The sequence below is a fragment of the Streptomyces wedmorensis genome (genome assembly GCF_000716445.1).
Taxonomy (GTDB): Bacteria; Actinomycetota; Actinomycetes; order Streptomycetales; family Streptomycetaceae; genus Streptomyces; species Streptomyces wedmorensis.
Window position 1 is genome coordinate 1 of the sequence record NZ_JNWK01000013.1, and the last position, 15,415, is coordinate 15,415.

Below are 15,415 nucleotides of genomic sequence, written 5' to 3' on the forward strand. Positions count from 1 at the left end.
TCCCGCCTGACGGCAACACCGACGACACGGCGCTGGTCGTCCTGCGCCTGTGACCCGCACCGACGGACCTGAAGGAGTTCGAGACGGGGCAGAGCACCGTCGCGGAGTTCCAGCGGGCCAAGGAGAAGATTCTCCACTGAACCCGCTCACACGGTGCCTCGCCGCCGGCTCCGGGCGGCGCGGCACCCGGGCAAGGGCATGCGCCCAGGCCCCGTGGATCGGATGCGACGGATCACTCACCCGGGGGTGGGGTGCTGGTGCGGCCGGTGCCGGTCGGCGATGCGTGGGAGGGCGCCGGTCCCGTGTCGAGGAACTCCCGGATGGCGAAGCCGACCAGGACCACGACGACGATCCAGATCACCACCGCCGCGGTCGGGTAGCTCCACGTCGCGAGGACGACGGCCGCCACGGCGAGAATCGCGGCCCCGATCCACCGCTTGTACCGGTTCACGAAGTGGCCGACCGGCCCGAGACGGAGCCCGTGCGCCGTCGAGACCTCGCGAAGCCCGCCGATCGCCGACGCGCAGGCGGTGCGGATCGCGACGGCGACCCTCGACGGGCCGATCAGGAACGCTCCGACGGCCGTCACGAGTGCCGTCACACCGACGGCGCGGATGCTCGCGCGCAGGAAACGGATCAGGGCGTCGTAGATCGAGCCGGCGGCGGCCTGGGACGCTCCCGGTGGCAGATGGTCGAGGTAGAAGGACCGGAAGACCGTCAGGACGACGCCCAGGAGGAGCATGGCGACGGCCACCCCGGCCGCCGCGCCGATCAGGCCGCGCCGCCGGTTCACGGCGGTGAACACGCCGGCGGCGGCGACCAGCACGGCGATGATCGGCAGCCAGGTGCCCATGATCTGCAGGATCCGGAAGTAGGTCTTGACCTTGCCGACGTCCTTCGAGGCGAACACCACGAAGTTGGTGTGCACCTCAGGGATCTTCGCCGCGGGTCCGAAGCCGGAGCTCACCAGCTCGTCCTTCACCTTGGCGACGAACGGCCCGATGTCGATGGCGACCTGGTTGTTCTCCAGCGAGACCGCGCCGCCGCCCTTGCCGGTCAGCGCCTTGTCGAGCGAGGAGTGCACCGCCCGGTTGGCGTCGACCCACAGGGTGGCGAACTGGTCGCTGGTCACCACCTTGTTCACGGTGCTGCTGACCAGCTGGGTGAGGCCGCTGGTGATCGGGCCGGTCAGGTCTCCGATCAGCTTGCCGAGCCGGGGCGGCGCACCCTGCTCGGTGGCGGCCTGGGAGAGCTGGTCCACCACGGCCTTCACGTCGATGTGGGACAGGACCTCCGAGGTGACCCGGCTGGTGACCGCGGCCTGGACATCGGGGTCGCTCGCCAGCGGCGCGACCGTCGCGACGTACCGGTCGGTGTCGCCGACGATCGAGTCGGTCCACACCGCGACGACCGCGAGCAGCGCCAGCACGGAGGAGATGACGATCAGGACGACCGAGCCGGACGTCCGAAGAAGGTGGTGACGTGCCCGGGGCGGTGGCTTCGATGCCTCGAGTGCGGCGAGCCGCTGCCGCAGCTCGTCGAGCTCGGTGCGGTCGCCTGCGGTGAGTGGGGGCTCGGGTGCGGCGTGCGGGGGCCGGCCGGTTCCAGGCGGTTCGCCGTCGGGCCGGCCCTGCTGCGGGCTGTTGTCGCCCGTCGGATCGGAAGCCGGATCGGGCTTGCCGCTCGGCATGGCATCTCCCTGCGTCGGGTCCTCTGACAGAGGCGGGGGCGACGGTCGCACTGACATCGCACCCGCTCCAGGAGATACCGTGAGTGACACCAGTGCCACCGCTTGTGCTCGCCCGGGTGAACCCGCCCTCCGCCCGCTGCGGCCGCCGACCACCGCCCGGAATCGGACAGGAGGCGGCGGCCGGGCGCGTGTGGAGGACCGCTGTGGGTCGCGCCGGTCCGGGAGCGGGGACGACTGTCAGCCGAGTTCGCTCGCGGCTTCCCGGACGGCCTTGTCGATGTCCTTGGAGCTGACGTCGAGCTGCTTGGCGATCTCCTTCTCCGCCTTCAGCCCGGCCTTCTCCACGGCCTGCGCCAGGGTGCTCTCGCCGACGATGACGAGAGCGGCCTGCCCGGCGTCGATGAGCTCTCCGAACTCCTTCACGTCCGCCCGCGACATGCCGCGCCACAGGTGACCGCTCACCCCGCCGACGGCCGCGCCCACGGCGGCGGTGCCGATGATCGCGGGAGGGAAGAGCAGGCCGATGAACGCGCCGACGGCCGCGCCGCCCCACGCCCCGTGCCGGGTGGCCATCTCGTCCTTGTTCACGTGCACCTTGCCACTGTCGTCCTTCGTGACCACCGACGCGTCGTAGGTGCCGACCGCGCCGACCGCGTGGAGGTCCTTGACGATGTCGTAGTCGGCCCTGGCCGCGGCCTCGCTGGGGTAGGTGCCGATGTAGATGAACACTGCTTCGGGCTTCGCCACTGTTCCTGTCCTGTCTGTCCTCACCGCGCCCGGAGGTACGCGGCGACGAGGGATGAGGCCACACCACGAAGCCGCCGGCCGCCGTAGTTGCGGCGGTGCGAGGGCGTGCGGTCCTCACGTGTGAGGCCAGCTTGCGCACCGGCGACCGGCCCGGCATCCGGGAGACGGCCCGGGGCGCCGGGCGACGACCAAGGGTTGATCGCAGACCGCCACCGGGGCAGGGGTATCCGTCTCGGCTCTCCGGTCCGCTTTCGCGTCCTTGGTGGTCCGGCGACGGAGTGAACGGCGTCCGACGCGCACCGCGTGGCAGCAGCCGGCTCGGGCAGCGGTTGACGGGCCGGGTGCAAGCTCCGGCCCTCAGGTGTTGCTGTTGCGGCAGGACACGCCCCGCGCGCATGATCCGCTCGCCTCCGCCGTCTCCCGCCTCCTGGCTGCCAGACTGCGGCCATGAGCGAGGAAGAGGTCAGGGAGGACCGGACCCGGCGTCAGCTGCGCACCTCCCGGATGGAGGCGTTCAGCGACGGGGTCTTCACCATCGCGGGCACGCTGCTCGTCATCGAACTCGCCGTCCCTCCCGGCTCCACGCACCTGTGGGACGCGGTCGTCGAACAGTGGCCCTCCTACCTGGGCTACCTGGTCAGCTTCGCCACCATCGGGGCGATCTGGCTGGCCCACTCGGTGATCACCGAATACCTCGACCACGCGAGCCTGTGGCTGATGCGCGTGAATCTGATCCTGATGCTCACCGTCGCCTTCCTGCCCTTCCCGACCAAGCTGCTGGCGGAGTACGTCCGGGAGAGCGAGTCGGAACGCGTCGCCGCCACCCTCTACGGCGTCAACCTCCTGCTGACCTCCGCGCTGCTCTACCTCTTCTGGCGGTACGCCGTCCGCCACGGACTCGTCCGCGACGACGCGGCCGAATCGGACGTGCAGGTCCTGACCCGGCGCCTCCGACCCGGCCTCGCCGCCTACGTCGCGCTGATCGTCCTCGGCCTCTTCGTCCCCGTCGCCGCGGTGGTGGGCTACCTGGCGATCGCCGTGTACTACCTCGTACCCCTCGGACGGGCCAGGCGCCAACGCCGCATCCGCCAGGCGATGGCGCCACACCGGGACCAAGGCCAGAAGTGACCGGCCGGCCACGCGGGGCTCGCCCCGAGACCTCGACCGCGTCCGACCTGCGACCCGGCCGGCCGGCCACCAGCCCACGCGCTCCGGCCGGGCATCGCGTCAGCAAGCAGTCGGAGGTGGCACGATGACGGCGTGGGACCTGGCGATCGTCACCGGTCTGGTCTTCGCCTGGGGGATGCTCTCGGCGCGACTGGAACGCTTCGACATGACCGCGCCCATCGTGTTCACCGCGGCCGGCGTCCTGCTCACCCACGGCCCGCTGACACCGCTCGGGATCACCCCCAGCCCGGAACTGGTGAAACTCCTGGCCGAGGCGACCCTCGCCATGGTGCTGTTCTCCGACGCCTCCCGGGTCGGACTGCGCCAGCTGCGCCCCGACCTGGGACTGTGCCTGCGGCTGCTCCTCCTCGGACTGCCGCTGTCCATCGCCCTCGGCACCGTGACCGCCTTCATCCTGCCCGGGGTGGGCGTCACCTGGCTCGCCCTGCTCGTCGGCGCCGCGCTCGCTCCCACCGACGCCGCCCTGGGCGCGGCGGTCATGGTCAACCCGTCCGTCCCGGCCAGGATCAGACGGCTCCTCAACATCGAGAGCGGACTCAACGACGGAATCGCGACCCCCGTCGTGCTGATCGGCATCGCGGGGGCGTCCACCGCCGAACACATCGGCGACACCGGACCCGGCAAGGCCGTGGCCGAACTCGCCCTTGGCCTGCTGATCGGCATCGCCGTCGGCGCGGGCGGCGGTCGGCTCATCAAACTGGGCCGGGACCGGGGCTGGGTCGCCGACGGCTTCGCCGGAGCCGCCGTCCTCGGCCTTGCCCTGTGCTGCTACACCACCTCCGTCGCACTGGACGGCAACGGGTTCATCGCGGCGTTCACCGGCGGCCTGGCCTTCACCGCCGCGGGCGGCCCCGCGGCCAAGCTCGTTCCCTTCCTTGAAGAGACCGGCGCACTGCTCTCCCTGCTCGTGTGGCTGCTCTTCGGCGTGATCGCCGTGGTACCGGCCATGGAGGCCCTGACCTGGCAGACCGCGCTGTACGCGGTACTCAGCCTGACAGCGGTCCGGATACTGCCGGTGACGGTCGCCCTCGCCGGCACCCGCCTCGGCCGGCCCGCCGTCCTGTTCGTCGGCTGGTTCGGACCACGCGGCCTGGCTTCCGTCGTCTTCGCACTCCTCGCCCTCGAAGACCTCAGCGGGCCCGCAGCCCGGCCCGCGACCACCGTCATCGCCTTCACCGTGCTGCTCAGCGTCCTCGCCCACGGCCTCACCGCGGACCCCCTGGCCAAACGCTACGGCTCCCGCCTTGCCCCACCACAGGAAGTTCCGGCACCGGCCGCGCCGGCCGACATCCCCGAACGACGCCTCATCCGCCGCACCCCGACACACCACCGACCCAAGGCGTAGGCACCTCTGCTCCTCCCTGTGCCGACGGGTGGTTCGTGCGGGCGTTGTACACGCCGACCGCTTCTCTGGCCCGGCGGTGAGCCGGTTCTGATCACGCGCAGTGCGGAGTGGGCGGTCCACGCAGAAGTGCTGACGGTGTCGACTTGGACCGTGAGCTCTTTCCGAGCCGGCGATGCTGACCGCGAGCCGGACATGTCTGCACAACGACGAAGCTTCTGGTAGACGGGTTCTCGACCAAGATCACCCGTGTCTGCCAGGAGCTTCGCGTGACGGCACCTTGCTGCCGATCGACCGCATCGCCGCCGACACCCCCTATTGCTCCGGGAAGCACAAGCGCCACGGCATGAACGTGCAGGTCCTCACCGATCCGTTCGGACGGCTGCTCTGGGTCTCGCCGGCTCTGCCCGGCTCGACCCACGACCTGACCGCCGCGCGACACCACGGCGACACCACCCACGCCAAGATCCTTCCCCAAGCTCTCGGCTTCGCTCGAGCAGGGGAGGCCCCATCCTCGGCGAGCAGGCCGTGGCCACCCTCAAGGGCTGGCGCCTCTCATGGTCTAGCTCGAAATGAGGGAGGCATGCGGCGTCTTGTTTCAGCTCCGTGAGCGAGGGGTGCGCGATGGCGTCGGTGCTGGGAATGCTGGAGGAGCGGGAGGCGGCTGCCCGTGTGCGGGTGGAAGGGTTGCGGGTGGAAGGGGTGCAGGTGGAAGGGCTGCGGGAGGAAGTCGCCCGGTTGGCCGGCGTGTTGGAGGCTGCGGAGATCGAGATGGACCGGCGGGTGATCGCGCGGGAAGAGCTGGTCGAGGCCCTGGCAGCCTCGGCTGCCGAGACCACCGCCGTGACCGAGCCCGCGGAGAAGCAGGAAACCGCGCCTGCGCCGGTGCTGGGCTCGATCGCGCCACCCTGGCGCGAAGGATTGCCCGTGACGGTGCTTGCGCCGGACCACCAGCGGATTTTGGGCGTGCTGGACGAGCGGCAGCCGGCGGGCAAAGGACCGCTGAAGGCCAGGGAAATCGCGGTGGATCTGGGTCTGGGGACGACGGCGGCGAAGGTCGAGGGCGTGCGCTCGAAGGCCAGGCGTCTGGCGGAGCGCGGGTGGCTCCTGCAGGAGACGTCGGGGATGTTCAGTGCCGGCCGGCGGCCCGTGGCCGTGCCAGGCGCCGCCCCATCCGCGTGACCATCGACCACCGGATCATCGCCTCACTGCTGGCTGGCAACGTCTCGTAGTCCCGGGCCAGCCGGCGCGAATGCTTCAACCACGCGAACGTGCGCTCCACCACCCAGCGTCTCGGAAGCACCACGAATCCCTCCATGGCGTCGGTACGTTTGACGATCTCCAGGGTGAGGGCGAGTTTGTGGTGGCACCGGTCGATGAGGGAGCCGGTGTAGCCGCCGTCGGCCCATACGAGGGTGATGTCGCGGTGCAGGCGACGCAGCCGCGAAAGCAGGCCCGCCGCGGCGTCCCGGTCGCCGATGTTCGCGGCGGTGACGGCGACGGCCAGGAGCAGGCGAGGGTGTCGGTCACGATGTGCCGCTTGCGGCCCGGCACCTTCTTCCCGCCGTCGTAGCCGCGCGAGGCGGCCGGCACCGTCGCGGCGGCCCGCACCGACTGCGCGTCGATGATGCCCGCGCTCGGTTCCGCCTCGCGGCCCTCGCGCTCACGGACCTTCCCGCGCAGCCGGTCGTGGAACTCGGCGATCAGCCCGTGCTCGCGCCGGCGGCGGAAGAACGCGTAGACCCGGGCCCATGTGGGGAAGTCCGCGGGCATCGCCCGCCAGGAGATCCCGCCCGCGACCAGGTAGCGGATCGCGTCCAGCATCTGCCGGTGGCAGTGGCCCTCGGGCTGCCCGCCCCGGCCCTGAAGCCAGGCCGGCACCGGAAACAACGGCCGGATGGCAGCCCATTCCGCGTCCGTCATGTCCGAGGGATGCCGGCGTTCCCGGTCCAGTTGATCGGCCGCGTTGCCGTACGGGTGAGCGAGGCAGTCGCACGACGCGGCGGAGGAGTCGAACTCGGTGGGCGCGGGCGCGTACAGCGACGGCAACAGGGCCTCCCGGCATCGCTCGGTCAGATTCGCACCCCCGAGCTACCGAGAGGCCCTGCCTTCATGCTCGTACGGCCGGAAGATCACCCGACCAGGAACCCTGTTCGGCCTGCACGTTCCGGTGATCGGTTGAGACACGGCTTCTGAGGCTGATCGCAGTGCCGGGTCGCGCTCTGCTCTGGCCGGATTCCGGAGATTTGGGGACAGCTGCCCGAACTCGCGACTCGTTGTAGGGCGTGGAAGCAGCCCTTGACCTGCAAAAACGCAGGCAGGGAGCCTATGTCCAGGAGTAGCTCGATGATGCGAACGATATTCAAGTCCAAGATCCGACTATGCGGCCGGCTGGCATGTCGACAGTTCGATCAATGTGCGTATCGTCCCGCGGCTGGGATCGCGGAAGCTGAACTCGGTCACACTGATGGTGGTCGAGCGGTTCCTGGGCGGGATGGAGAGCGACGGGGTCGGCTGAGGAAACCTGTCGAGGACTCACCCGCCGGAGAGGTGTTCCTGACCCGCAGGACGGCAGAGGTACCTCAGGACGCCACTGCCATCGATCGGCATCACGCCGTACTTGCCTGTCTCCATGTACCGCAGGGCGACCGTCTCGATGAGGTTGCTGTGGTGCGCCTGGGCGAGGTTCCGGGTTTCGGCGACGTCCTGGTCGACGGGGTAGAGCTCCCAGCGGTGGGCGTCGAGGTCATCGAGGCCCGCCATGGCGATCGGGGCGCCGAACGGTCTCCCGGCCTCGGCGAAGTCGAAGTCGAAGTCGGGGTCGGGCCAGGGGCAGACCGCTCGCCATCCGTCGTGGTCGATCGCCCCGTGTCCGAACATCTCGTAGTGCTGGGTGCGGTGTCGGGTCGGCGCGGTGCCGTCGTCGAAGGTGCGCGCCATGTCGATGATGTGCGCGAGCTGGTCGCGGACCTCACCGCGAGCACGGATGGCTTCCGGCCAGTGGACGACGAAGGGGTCGCTGACGGGGGAGCCACTGGTCTTGTGTAATAGATGTTTCATTCGCTGCTTGTGTGTTCTGTATGTAATGAGAGATACTTCGGTGGCGGTCGCTGTAGGGCGGCCATACATGATGTCGAGTTCGTACGGAGGTGCGCGCCGATGAACGTCCGACGCGAAGAGAGCGACCTGATCGGCAGTCGGGACGTACCGCCTGACGTCTACTTCGGCATTCATACGCTGCGGGCGCGGGAGAACTTTCCTCTCACCGGAGTTCCGTTGTCCGCTCACCCTGAGCTCGTGAGGGCGCTGGCGAGCGTCAAGGAGGCGGCTGCCCTGGCTCACCGTGAGCTGGAGACGCTGCCCGCGGCTCGTACCCGGGCCATCGTGGCGGCCTGCCGCGAGATCCGTGCGGGAGGGTTGCGCGACCAGTTCGTCGTCGACGTCTTCCAGGGCGGTGCGGGAACGTCGTCGAACATGAACGTCAACGAGGTGATCGCGAACCGCGCTCTCGAGCTCCTCGGTCATCCGCGTGGCGCCTACGAATATCTGCACCCCAACGACGACGTCAACCGCGGGCAGAGTACGAACGATGTCTATCCGACGGCGGTCAAGCTGGCGCTGCGCGATGCCGCCGGTCGGCTCCTGGACGGGATGAGCGTCCTTGCCAACGCCCTGACCGACCGTGGCGGTGCTTTCGCGAAGACTTACAAGCTCGGCAGAACGCAGCTTCAGGACGCTGTGCCCATGACTTTGGGCCATGAATTCGACGTGTTCGCCCTCACCGTTCGCGACGATGCCGTACTCGTTCAGCGCGCGGCGGAGGCGCTGTGCGAGGTCAACCTCGGCGGCACCGCGATCGGTACCGGCCTCAATGCCGATCCCGGGTTCGGGCGGGCCGTCATCGTGCACCTGGCCGCTGTGACGGGCGCTCCGGTCCATCAGGCCCGCGACCTGATCGAGAGCACACAGGGTATGGGCGCGTTTCTGCAGCTCTCCGGCGCTGTGCGCCAGTTCGCGCTACGGCTCTCCAAGATCTGCAACGACTTGAGGCTGCTCAGTTCGGGGCCGACGGCGGGGCTGGGCGAGATACGGCTGCCCGCCCTCCAGGCCGGGTCCAGCATCATGCCCGGCAAGGTCAACCCGGTAGTGCCGGAGGCGGTCAACCAGGTCTGCTTCGATGTCTTCGGCGCCGACGCCGCGGTGTCCATGGCGGCTCAGGCGGGCCAGCTCCAGCTGAACGCGTTCGAGCCGCTGATCGCCCACCTGCTCCTCAACTCACTCAACCGGCTCGACTCCGCCTGTCGCCTGCTCGCCGAACGCTGCGTCCTCGGGATCGAGGCGAACGAAGGGCACTTGCGTGACCTCGTGGAACGGTCGCCGGGTCTGGCTACGGCTCTGAATCCGGTGCTCGGATACCAGCGGACGACCGATCTGGCTCGCCGGTCCCTCCTCGCCGGCCGTTCCGTGAGGGAGCTGGCCGGCGAGTCGGGGCTGCTGACGGACGAGCAGATCGATGAGCTCCTTGACCACGAACGCTTGGCGCGCCCGGAGCTCTGATCTGCTGTGTCCGGCTGTGGCGCCATGGCCGGGCTCCGCAGCCGGACAGCACGACATGCGGTACGTCCTGGTCGGGATGGGTGCTTGTCAGCTCTTGGTCAGGGTGCAGGTGTAGGTGGAGGAACCGGAGCCGCTGTAGGCCTCGACGTCCACGTAGTACGTGCCCGAACCGGATGCGGTCCTCGTGAAGGTGAGGGCTTCGTCCGTGCCGGCACCGTTGTTGACGGAGCGCTCGAGGGTGCTGCCGGAGGAGTCGAGCCAGTAGAGATCGGCATCGTAGGCACCCGGGACGGCGCACTGCACGGACGCGTTCTGCCCTGACGCGAGGGTGACCTTGAAGTAGTCACGGTCGCTGGTCGACTTCATGGTGCCGCTCAGAGCGGTGGGGGAGGAGAGGCCGGTGGCATCGTTCGCGGTGTCGCGGGTGTCGTTCGGTTCGGTCTCCGTCAGACTGCCGCCGGACGGGGAGCCGCAGTTGGTCACGGGGGTGCCGTTGTAGAGGTTGGGGTCGGGGACGCCGTTGGTGACGCTGCGCAGGTAGTAGCCGCACGTGGGGCGGTTCTTGAAGTCGAACGTCGCACCCGGAGTGAGGCGCCAGATCTTGAAGTTCGAGTACGTCAGCGGCTTACGGTCCGCGGCCTGCTCGGGCTGATGGTCGGCAAGGACGACGTAGGCGTCCTTGCCGTACTCGGTCGCCATGCCGTTGCGGTCGATGAACAGCGAGCCGCCGCCCTCCTCTACGCCGACGGCCCAGGCGGCGCCACCCGTGGTGAGTCCGTCCTTCACCGCCCGGGCGACGAACGCCATGCTGCGGCCCATGCGGTCGCGCGTCACGAAGTGGGAGTCGTTGATGACCCCGCCGTAGTTGGCCCACTGGAACATGCCGGTGGTGAAGCTGATGTAACGGTCGTAGGGATTGGCCAGTGCCTCGCTGGTGGTGACGCTGCCGTTGCAGGCGTCGTACACGAGGGGGCTGTTGATGTGATGGCCCGCGCTGCCTCCGCCCGATCCGCCACCCTTGGCCACCACGGACTCCACGGAGGCTTCGAGCGCGGTTCCCTTCCAGGCGGCGTACCGGCACTGGTCGCCGCCGGCGAAGTACACGAACTCGGCGTTCCGCACGTCGGTGTTCACCTGGCTGTTGTTGCCGTCGGCGGCTGCGGTGAGTGTCCAGGTCGTACAGGAGTTGACCCCTGCCAGGCTCATGACGGTGTCGCATTCGGGTGTCCGGCTGCCCGAGGTCGGCGCCGATCCGGCGAGGACGACGACGTCGATGCTTCCGGTTCCGCCGCGGATCTCCTCGATGGCTCTGTTCATGGAGGCGGGCACGACGGCACCGGCGCCGTTCATCGTGAAGGCGGGGCCGTTCCACGAGGTGCGGCTGACGTCCGCGGCCGAACCGAGCCGGACGCGATCGGCGGCTGCGTGAGCGGGTTGCTGCGTGGTGAGGGACATCGCCAAGGTCAGCAGGGTGACGGCCAGGGCCGGGGCGGATCTGCGGGTGGCGGGTGACGCCATGATGCGCTCCATGGGGGCAGAGGGATGGTGTCGGTGCGGGGGTCGCCGACTGCCGAAGTGACGTATCGGCAGAGTGCCTTCCTGGCATCCGAGTTGGTAGCGGAACTTACAGATAGTTCTGACCTGGCGGAAGATGTACGGCCAGATTTCCCTCTTCGTCGGTTTGCGGCGGCCGGGAGTGCGGCCCGAGCTGCTGAAATGGCCTCGTCGCGCGTGGAGTCGATCGCGTTACATCAAAGTAACGCGCGATACATCTAGCCAAGATGGCCTTTGATCTGTAACTTCCGTGCTGTGACCGGCGGCTTGAATCCGTCGGCTGGAATCCCCGAGAGGTTCGACCCCGATGAACGCTCGTGTTACCCGCTGCCTTGCGGCAGCCGCTGTCACGGCCACAGCCCTGGCGACGCTCGCCGCGTGCGGAGACGCCGATCCCTCCTCCGCCGCAGGCGGAACGGTCACCGTCAACGGCGTCCAGATCAAGAAGGACCCCGCTCTCCACGCGATGCTGCCGGACAACATCAAGAAGGCGGGGAAGGTTCGCGTCGCCACCGACGTGCCGTACCCGCCCTTCGAGATGTTCGTGAAGGAGGGCGAGACCGCCCTGACCGGGCTCGACTACGACCTGGGCCAGGCTCTCGGTGGAAAGCTCGGCGTGGCGTTCGCCTTCACGCCGCAGAAGTTCGACGGCATCGTCCCCGCGATCCAGGCCGGCAAGTTCGACGTCGCCATGTCGGCCATCACCGACAACAAGGAGCGCCAGCAGGTCGTCGACTTCGTCGACTACTCCCAGTCGGGATCCGGCATCCTCGTCGGCAACGACAACCCCGCACAGATCGCCACCCTGGACGATCTGTGCGGCAAGAAGGTAGCCGTCCAGACCGCGACCAACCAGCTCGACCTCCTCAAGGCCCACCAGGCCAAGTGCGCCGGGGCAGGCAAGGGCGCCATGGAGATCCAGACCTTCCCCAAGGACTCCGACGCCCAGCTCGCCCTGCGCTCCGGCAAAGTCGTGGCCCAGGTCCTGACGAAGCCGGCCGCCGGCTGGGTCGCCAAGACGGCCGACGAGGGCAAGGCCTTCGACCTGGTCGAGGACCCGGCCGCGCCCGGCGGCTACAACGCCTCACCCAACGGCATCGCCGTCAGCAAGCAGCAGCCCGAACTGACCGAAGCGATCCAGAAGGCCCTCCAGGCCCTCATCGACGACGGCACCGTCACCAAGATCTACACCAAGTACGGCGTCGCCTCGATAGCGGTCGAGGAAGCCACCAAGAACGCGGCGGTCGACTAAAGATGATCGACACCACGGCCTCCCCCAAGACCACATCCACTCTCGAGCCGGCCGCCCAGGACCTCGAAGTGGTCCCCGTCCGCAACTACGGACGCTGGATTGCCGCGACGGCCTCGATCCTGGCCCTCGTGGGACTCGTAGGCTCCCTGGCGAAGAACGACAACCTGCACTGGGATGTCGTCGCCAAGTACCTCTTCGCCGACCTGATCTTCGACGGCCTCGCCACGACCCTCTGGCTCACCGCCGCCGCCATGGCCCTCGGCCTCGGCCTCGGCACCCTCATCGCGGTGATGCGGCTGTCCACGAGTCCCGTGCTCTACGGACTCGCGAACGCCTTCGTCTGGGTGTTCCGCGGCACCCCGCTCCTCGTCCAGATCATCTTCTGGGGCTACGCCGCCGCCCTGTACAAGTACGTGAAGATCGGTGTCCCCTTCACCGACATCACCTTCTTCCAGGCCGAGACGAACTCCCTCCTCACCCCCGCCATCGCGGCCCTGCTCGCGCTCGGCCTGAACGAGGCCGCCTACGCCTCCGAGATCGTCCGCGCGGGCATCCAGTCCGTCGACCACGGACAGGCCGAGGCAGCGCACTCCCTGGGAATGCGGCCCGCGCTCACCATGCGACGGATCGTCCTGCCCCAGGCCATGCGCGTCATCATCCCGCCGATGGGCAACGAGACCATCAACATGCTCAAGATGACCGCCCTCGTCTCGGTCATCTCCGCCCACGACCTCATGTCGAACATCCAGGACGTGTACGCGCAGAACTACCAGGTCATTCCCATGCTGGTCGTCGCCAGCCTCTGGTACCTCGCGCTCGTGACCTTGCTCAGCATTCCCCAGGCATGGCTGGAACGCCGGTACGGACGCGGCACCGCTCAGGCAGGCCACGTCTCCCCGCTACAGCGGATGCTGGGAGGAGCCACGGGGCTGATCGGCAGGAAGAACAAGGAGACGGGCCGATGAACGCCCCCATGGTGCGCGCCGAGGGCGTGCGCAAGCACTTCGGAAAGCTCGAGGTCCTCCAGGGGATCGACCTCACGGTCGAGCGCGGCCAGGTGTGCTGCCTCCTGGGACCCTCAGGCTCTGGGAAGTCGACCTTTCTACGGTGCATCAACCACCTGGAGAAGGTCGACGGCGGCAAGCTCACCGTCGACGGCGAGCTCGTCGGCTACCGGCAGCACGGCAACAAGCTGCACGAGCTGCGCGAACGGGAGGTCGCAGAGCGCCGCCGCGACATCGGCATGGTCTTCCAGCGCTTCAATCTCTTCCCCCACATGACCGCGCTCGACAACGTCACCGAGGCCCCGGTCAAGGTCGGCGGGGTGCCGAGGGCGGAAGCCCGGGAACAGGCACGCCACCTGCTGGACCAGGTCGGCCTCGGCGACCGCGCCGGGCACTACCCGGCCCAACTGTCCGGTGGCCAGCAGCAGCGCGTGGCCATCGCACGCGCCCTGGCGATGAAGCCCAAACTCATGCTGTTCGACGAGCCCACCTCCGCCCTCGACCCCGAACTCGTCGGCGACGTCCTGGACGTCATGCGCCGCCTCGCCGCCGACGGCATGACCATGGTCGTCGTCACCCACGAGATCGGCTTCGCCCGCGAGGTCGGCGACACCGCCGTCTTCATGGACCAAGGCGTCGTCGTCGAAGCGGGCGATCCGCGACAGGTACTCGTCGACCCGGAGCAGGAGCGCACCCGCGCCTTCCTGTCCAAGGTCCTGTGAACGCGCCCACACGTCCGCCGCTCAGCGCGGAACTGCTGACCCTGGCGCGCGCTCGCCACACCCAGTACCTGACGGATCTTCGCGACCTCGTCTCGATCGACTCCGGCTCCTACAGCCCGAACGGCGTCAACAAGGTCGCCGACTGGGTGCAGCAGCGCCTCCTCCGTACCGGGTTCGACGTCGAGCGGGTCCGTTTCCCGGCCGACCACCGCTACCAGGCCGGCGACGCCGTCATCGGGCGCAAGCGCGGCCGGCTGGGCCCCGCCGCGGACGGCCGCAGGATCCTCCTCGCCGCTCACATGGACACCGTCTTCGACGACGGCACCGCGGACGACCGACCGTTCCACATGAACGGAGCCATCGCCTACGGTCCCGGAGTCAGCGATGACAAGGGGGGACTTCTGGCAGGCCTCGCCGCCCTGGAAATCCTCCAGGAGGCCTCCGTCCAGGATTTCGGCGAGCTCGTGTTCCTCGCCACCCCCGACGAGGAGATCGGCTCCCAGGTCAGCAGGCCGCTCATCGAGCGGACCGCGCGGGGCATGCACTACGGCCTCGGCCTCGAGTGCGCCCGGGAGAACGGCGACCTCGTCGTCGCCCGCAAGGGTGTCGCCGACTTCCGGCTGACGGTCACCGGCCGCGCCGCGCACGCCGGCATCGAGCCGGAACGTGGTGCCAACGCGGCCCTCGCCGCCGCCCATCTCACCGTGGAACTGCAAGGACTCAACGGACACTGGGACGACGTCACCATCAACGTCGGAGTCGTCCGCGCGGGCACCCGCCCCAACATCGTGTGCGCCGAAGCCGAACTGCACATCGAAGTCCGCGCCGCCACCACGGCCGACATGAAGCGTGTCACCCGAGCCATCCATCAGGCCGCTGCCTGCCCCGCCGTACCCGGCACCGCCGTCACCGTCGAGCAGATCGACCTGTGCCCCCCGATGGAGGACACCCCCGCCTCACGACGGGTCTTCGAAGCGGCACGCAAGGCCGCCTCCACCTACGGTGTGCAGCTGGGAGCGGCCGCTACCGGGGGAGTCGGCGACGCCAACCTCATCGCCGGTTCGGGCGTGCCCACGCTCGACGGCCTCGGCCCTGTGGGAGGGGCCGACCACACCCCCGGTGAATGGCTCGACACCTCCAGCGTCCCCCACCGCGTCGCGATGCTGGCCTCTCTGATCGCCTCGCTCGGCAGCGCCGGCAACGACTCCTGACCCGTACGACACGCCGGGCCGAGCACTGTCCTCCGCCTCGCGGACGGCCCCGGCGGATTTCCCCGTCGCCCTGCCGGGGCACCGACCAGGGCCTCCCGGCCGACCGCCGCGAGGCCCTGATCCCACCCCACTCACACCGCCCACGGAG

12 protein-coding genes and 2 pseudogenes are annotated in these 15,415 nt (G+C 69.1%); 9 read left to right on the forward strand and 5 right to left on the reverse strand.

Going from position 1 to position 15,415, the window contains the following annotated elements:
• Positions 1–232: 232 nt before the first annotated feature.
• Positions 233–1,690 carry a hypothetical protein gene (locus OO54_RS13035; protein WP_234439372.1) on the reverse strand — a complete coding sequence of 486 codons (1,458 nt, stop codon included), beginning with the start codon at positions 1,688–1,690 and terminating at the stop codon, positions 233–235.
• A gap of 237 nt (positions 1,691–1,927) precedes the next feature.
• Positions 1,928–2,437: a DUF1269 domain-containing protein gene (locus tag OO54_RS13040; RefSeq protein ID WP_051786900.1), complete on the reverse strand. Its 510-nt coding sequence runs from the start codon at positions 2,435–2,437 to the stop codon at positions 1,928–1,930.
• Between the two features lie 447 nt (positions 2,438–2,884).
• Between OO54_RS13040 and OO54_RS13045 the strand changes: the two genes are divergently transcribed.
• The 4 genes and pseudogenes from OO54_RS13045 (at position 2,885) to OO54_RS13055 (ending at position 6,149) form a co-directional block, all read left to right on the forward strand.
• Entirely contained in the window at positions 2,885–3,565 is a 681-nt protein-coding gene (locus OO54_RS13045; RefSeq protein WP_051786901.1) for a TMEM175 family protein, read from the forward strand.
• A 124-nt stretch (positions 3,566–3,689) separates the two neighbouring features.
• Entirely contained in the window at positions 3,690–4,970 is a 1,281-nt protein-coding gene (locus tag OO54_RS13050; RefSeq protein ID WP_033203021.1) for a cation:proton antiporter domain-containing protein, read from the forward strand.
• Between the two features lie 268 nt (positions 4,971–5,238).
• Positions 5,239–5,415: pseudogene (locus OO54_RS43510) on the forward strand (transposase family protein); the annotation flags it as partial.
• A 176-nt stretch (positions 5,416–5,591) separates the two neighbouring features.
• Entirely contained in the window at positions 5,592–6,149 is a 558-nt protein-coding gene (locus OO54_RS13055) for a hypothetical protein (protein ID WP_033203105.1), read from the forward strand.
• Here OO54_RS13055 and OO54_RS41500 read toward each other — a convergent pair.
• Together OO54_RS41500 and OO54_RS13065 are read right to left on the reverse strand one after the other, a co-directional pair.
• Positions 6,097–6,890 (reverse strand): annotated as a pseudogene (locus OO54_RS41500) (IS5 family transposase). The gene OO54_RS13055 and the pseudogene OO54_RS41500 sit on opposite strands and share 53 nt — an antisense overlap.
• Before the next feature lie 612 nt (positions 6,891–7,502).
• On the reverse strand, positions 7,503–8,027 hold the full coding sequence (locus OO54_RS13065; RefSeq protein WP_200146775.1) for an alkaline phosphatase family protein: 525 nt from the start codon (positions 8,025–8,027) through the stop codon (positions 7,503–7,505).
• 99 nt (positions 8,028–8,126) lie between these two features.
• On the opposite strand from OO54_RS13065, the gene OO54_RS13070 reads away from it, so the two are divergent.
• Entirely contained in the window at positions 8,127–9,524 is a 1,398-nt protein-coding gene (locus OO54_RS13070; protein ID WP_033203023.1) for an aspartate ammonia-lyase, read from the forward strand.
• A gap of 87 nt (positions 9,525–9,611) precedes the next feature.
• Here the strand turns inward: OO54_RS13070 and OO54_RS13075 are convergent, their stop codons facing one another.
• Positions 9,612–11,042, reverse strand: coding sequence for a pre-peptidase C-terminal domain-containing protein (locus OO54_RS13075; RefSeq protein ID WP_234439592.1), 1,431 nt, complete (start codon positions 11,040–11,042; stop codon positions 9,612–9,614).
• A 343-nt stretch (positions 11,043–11,385) separates the two neighbouring features.
• Here OO54_RS13075 and OO54_RS13080 point away from each other — a divergent pair, with 343 nt between their 5' ends.
• From OO54_RS13080 to OO54_RS13095, 4 genes are read left to right on the forward strand one after another with little or no spacing between them, the layout of a single operon-like run.
• Complete coding sequence (locus tag OO54_RS13080) at positions 11,386–12,330, forward strand: ABC transporter substrate-binding protein (protein ID WP_051786903.1); 945 nt, start codon at positions 11,386–11,388, stop codon at positions 12,328–12,330.
• Positions 12,331–12,332: 2 nt separating this feature from the next.
• Positions 12,333–13,295, forward strand: coding sequence for an amino acid ABC transporter permease (locus OO54_RS13085; protein ID WP_033203024.1), 963 nt, complete (start codon positions 12,333–12,335; stop codon positions 13,293–13,295).
• Positions 13,296–13,303: 8 nt separating this feature from the next.
• Positions 13,304–14,056 carry an amino acid ABC transporter ATP-binding protein gene (locus OO54_RS13090; RefSeq protein WP_033203108.1) on the forward strand — a complete coding sequence of 251 codons (753 nt, stop codon included), beginning with the start codon at positions 13,304–13,306 and terminating at the stop codon, positions 14,054–14,056.
• Positions 14,053–15,267, forward strand: a complete 1,215-nt coding sequence (locus tag OO54_RS13095; RefSeq protein WP_033203025.1) for a M20 family metallopeptidase — start codon at positions 14,053–14,055, stop codon at positions 15,265–15,267. Before OO54_RS13090 ends, OO54_RS13095 begins: the two co-directional genes overlap by 4 nt.
• The last annotated feature ends 148 nt before the right edge of the window (positions 15,268–15,415 follow it).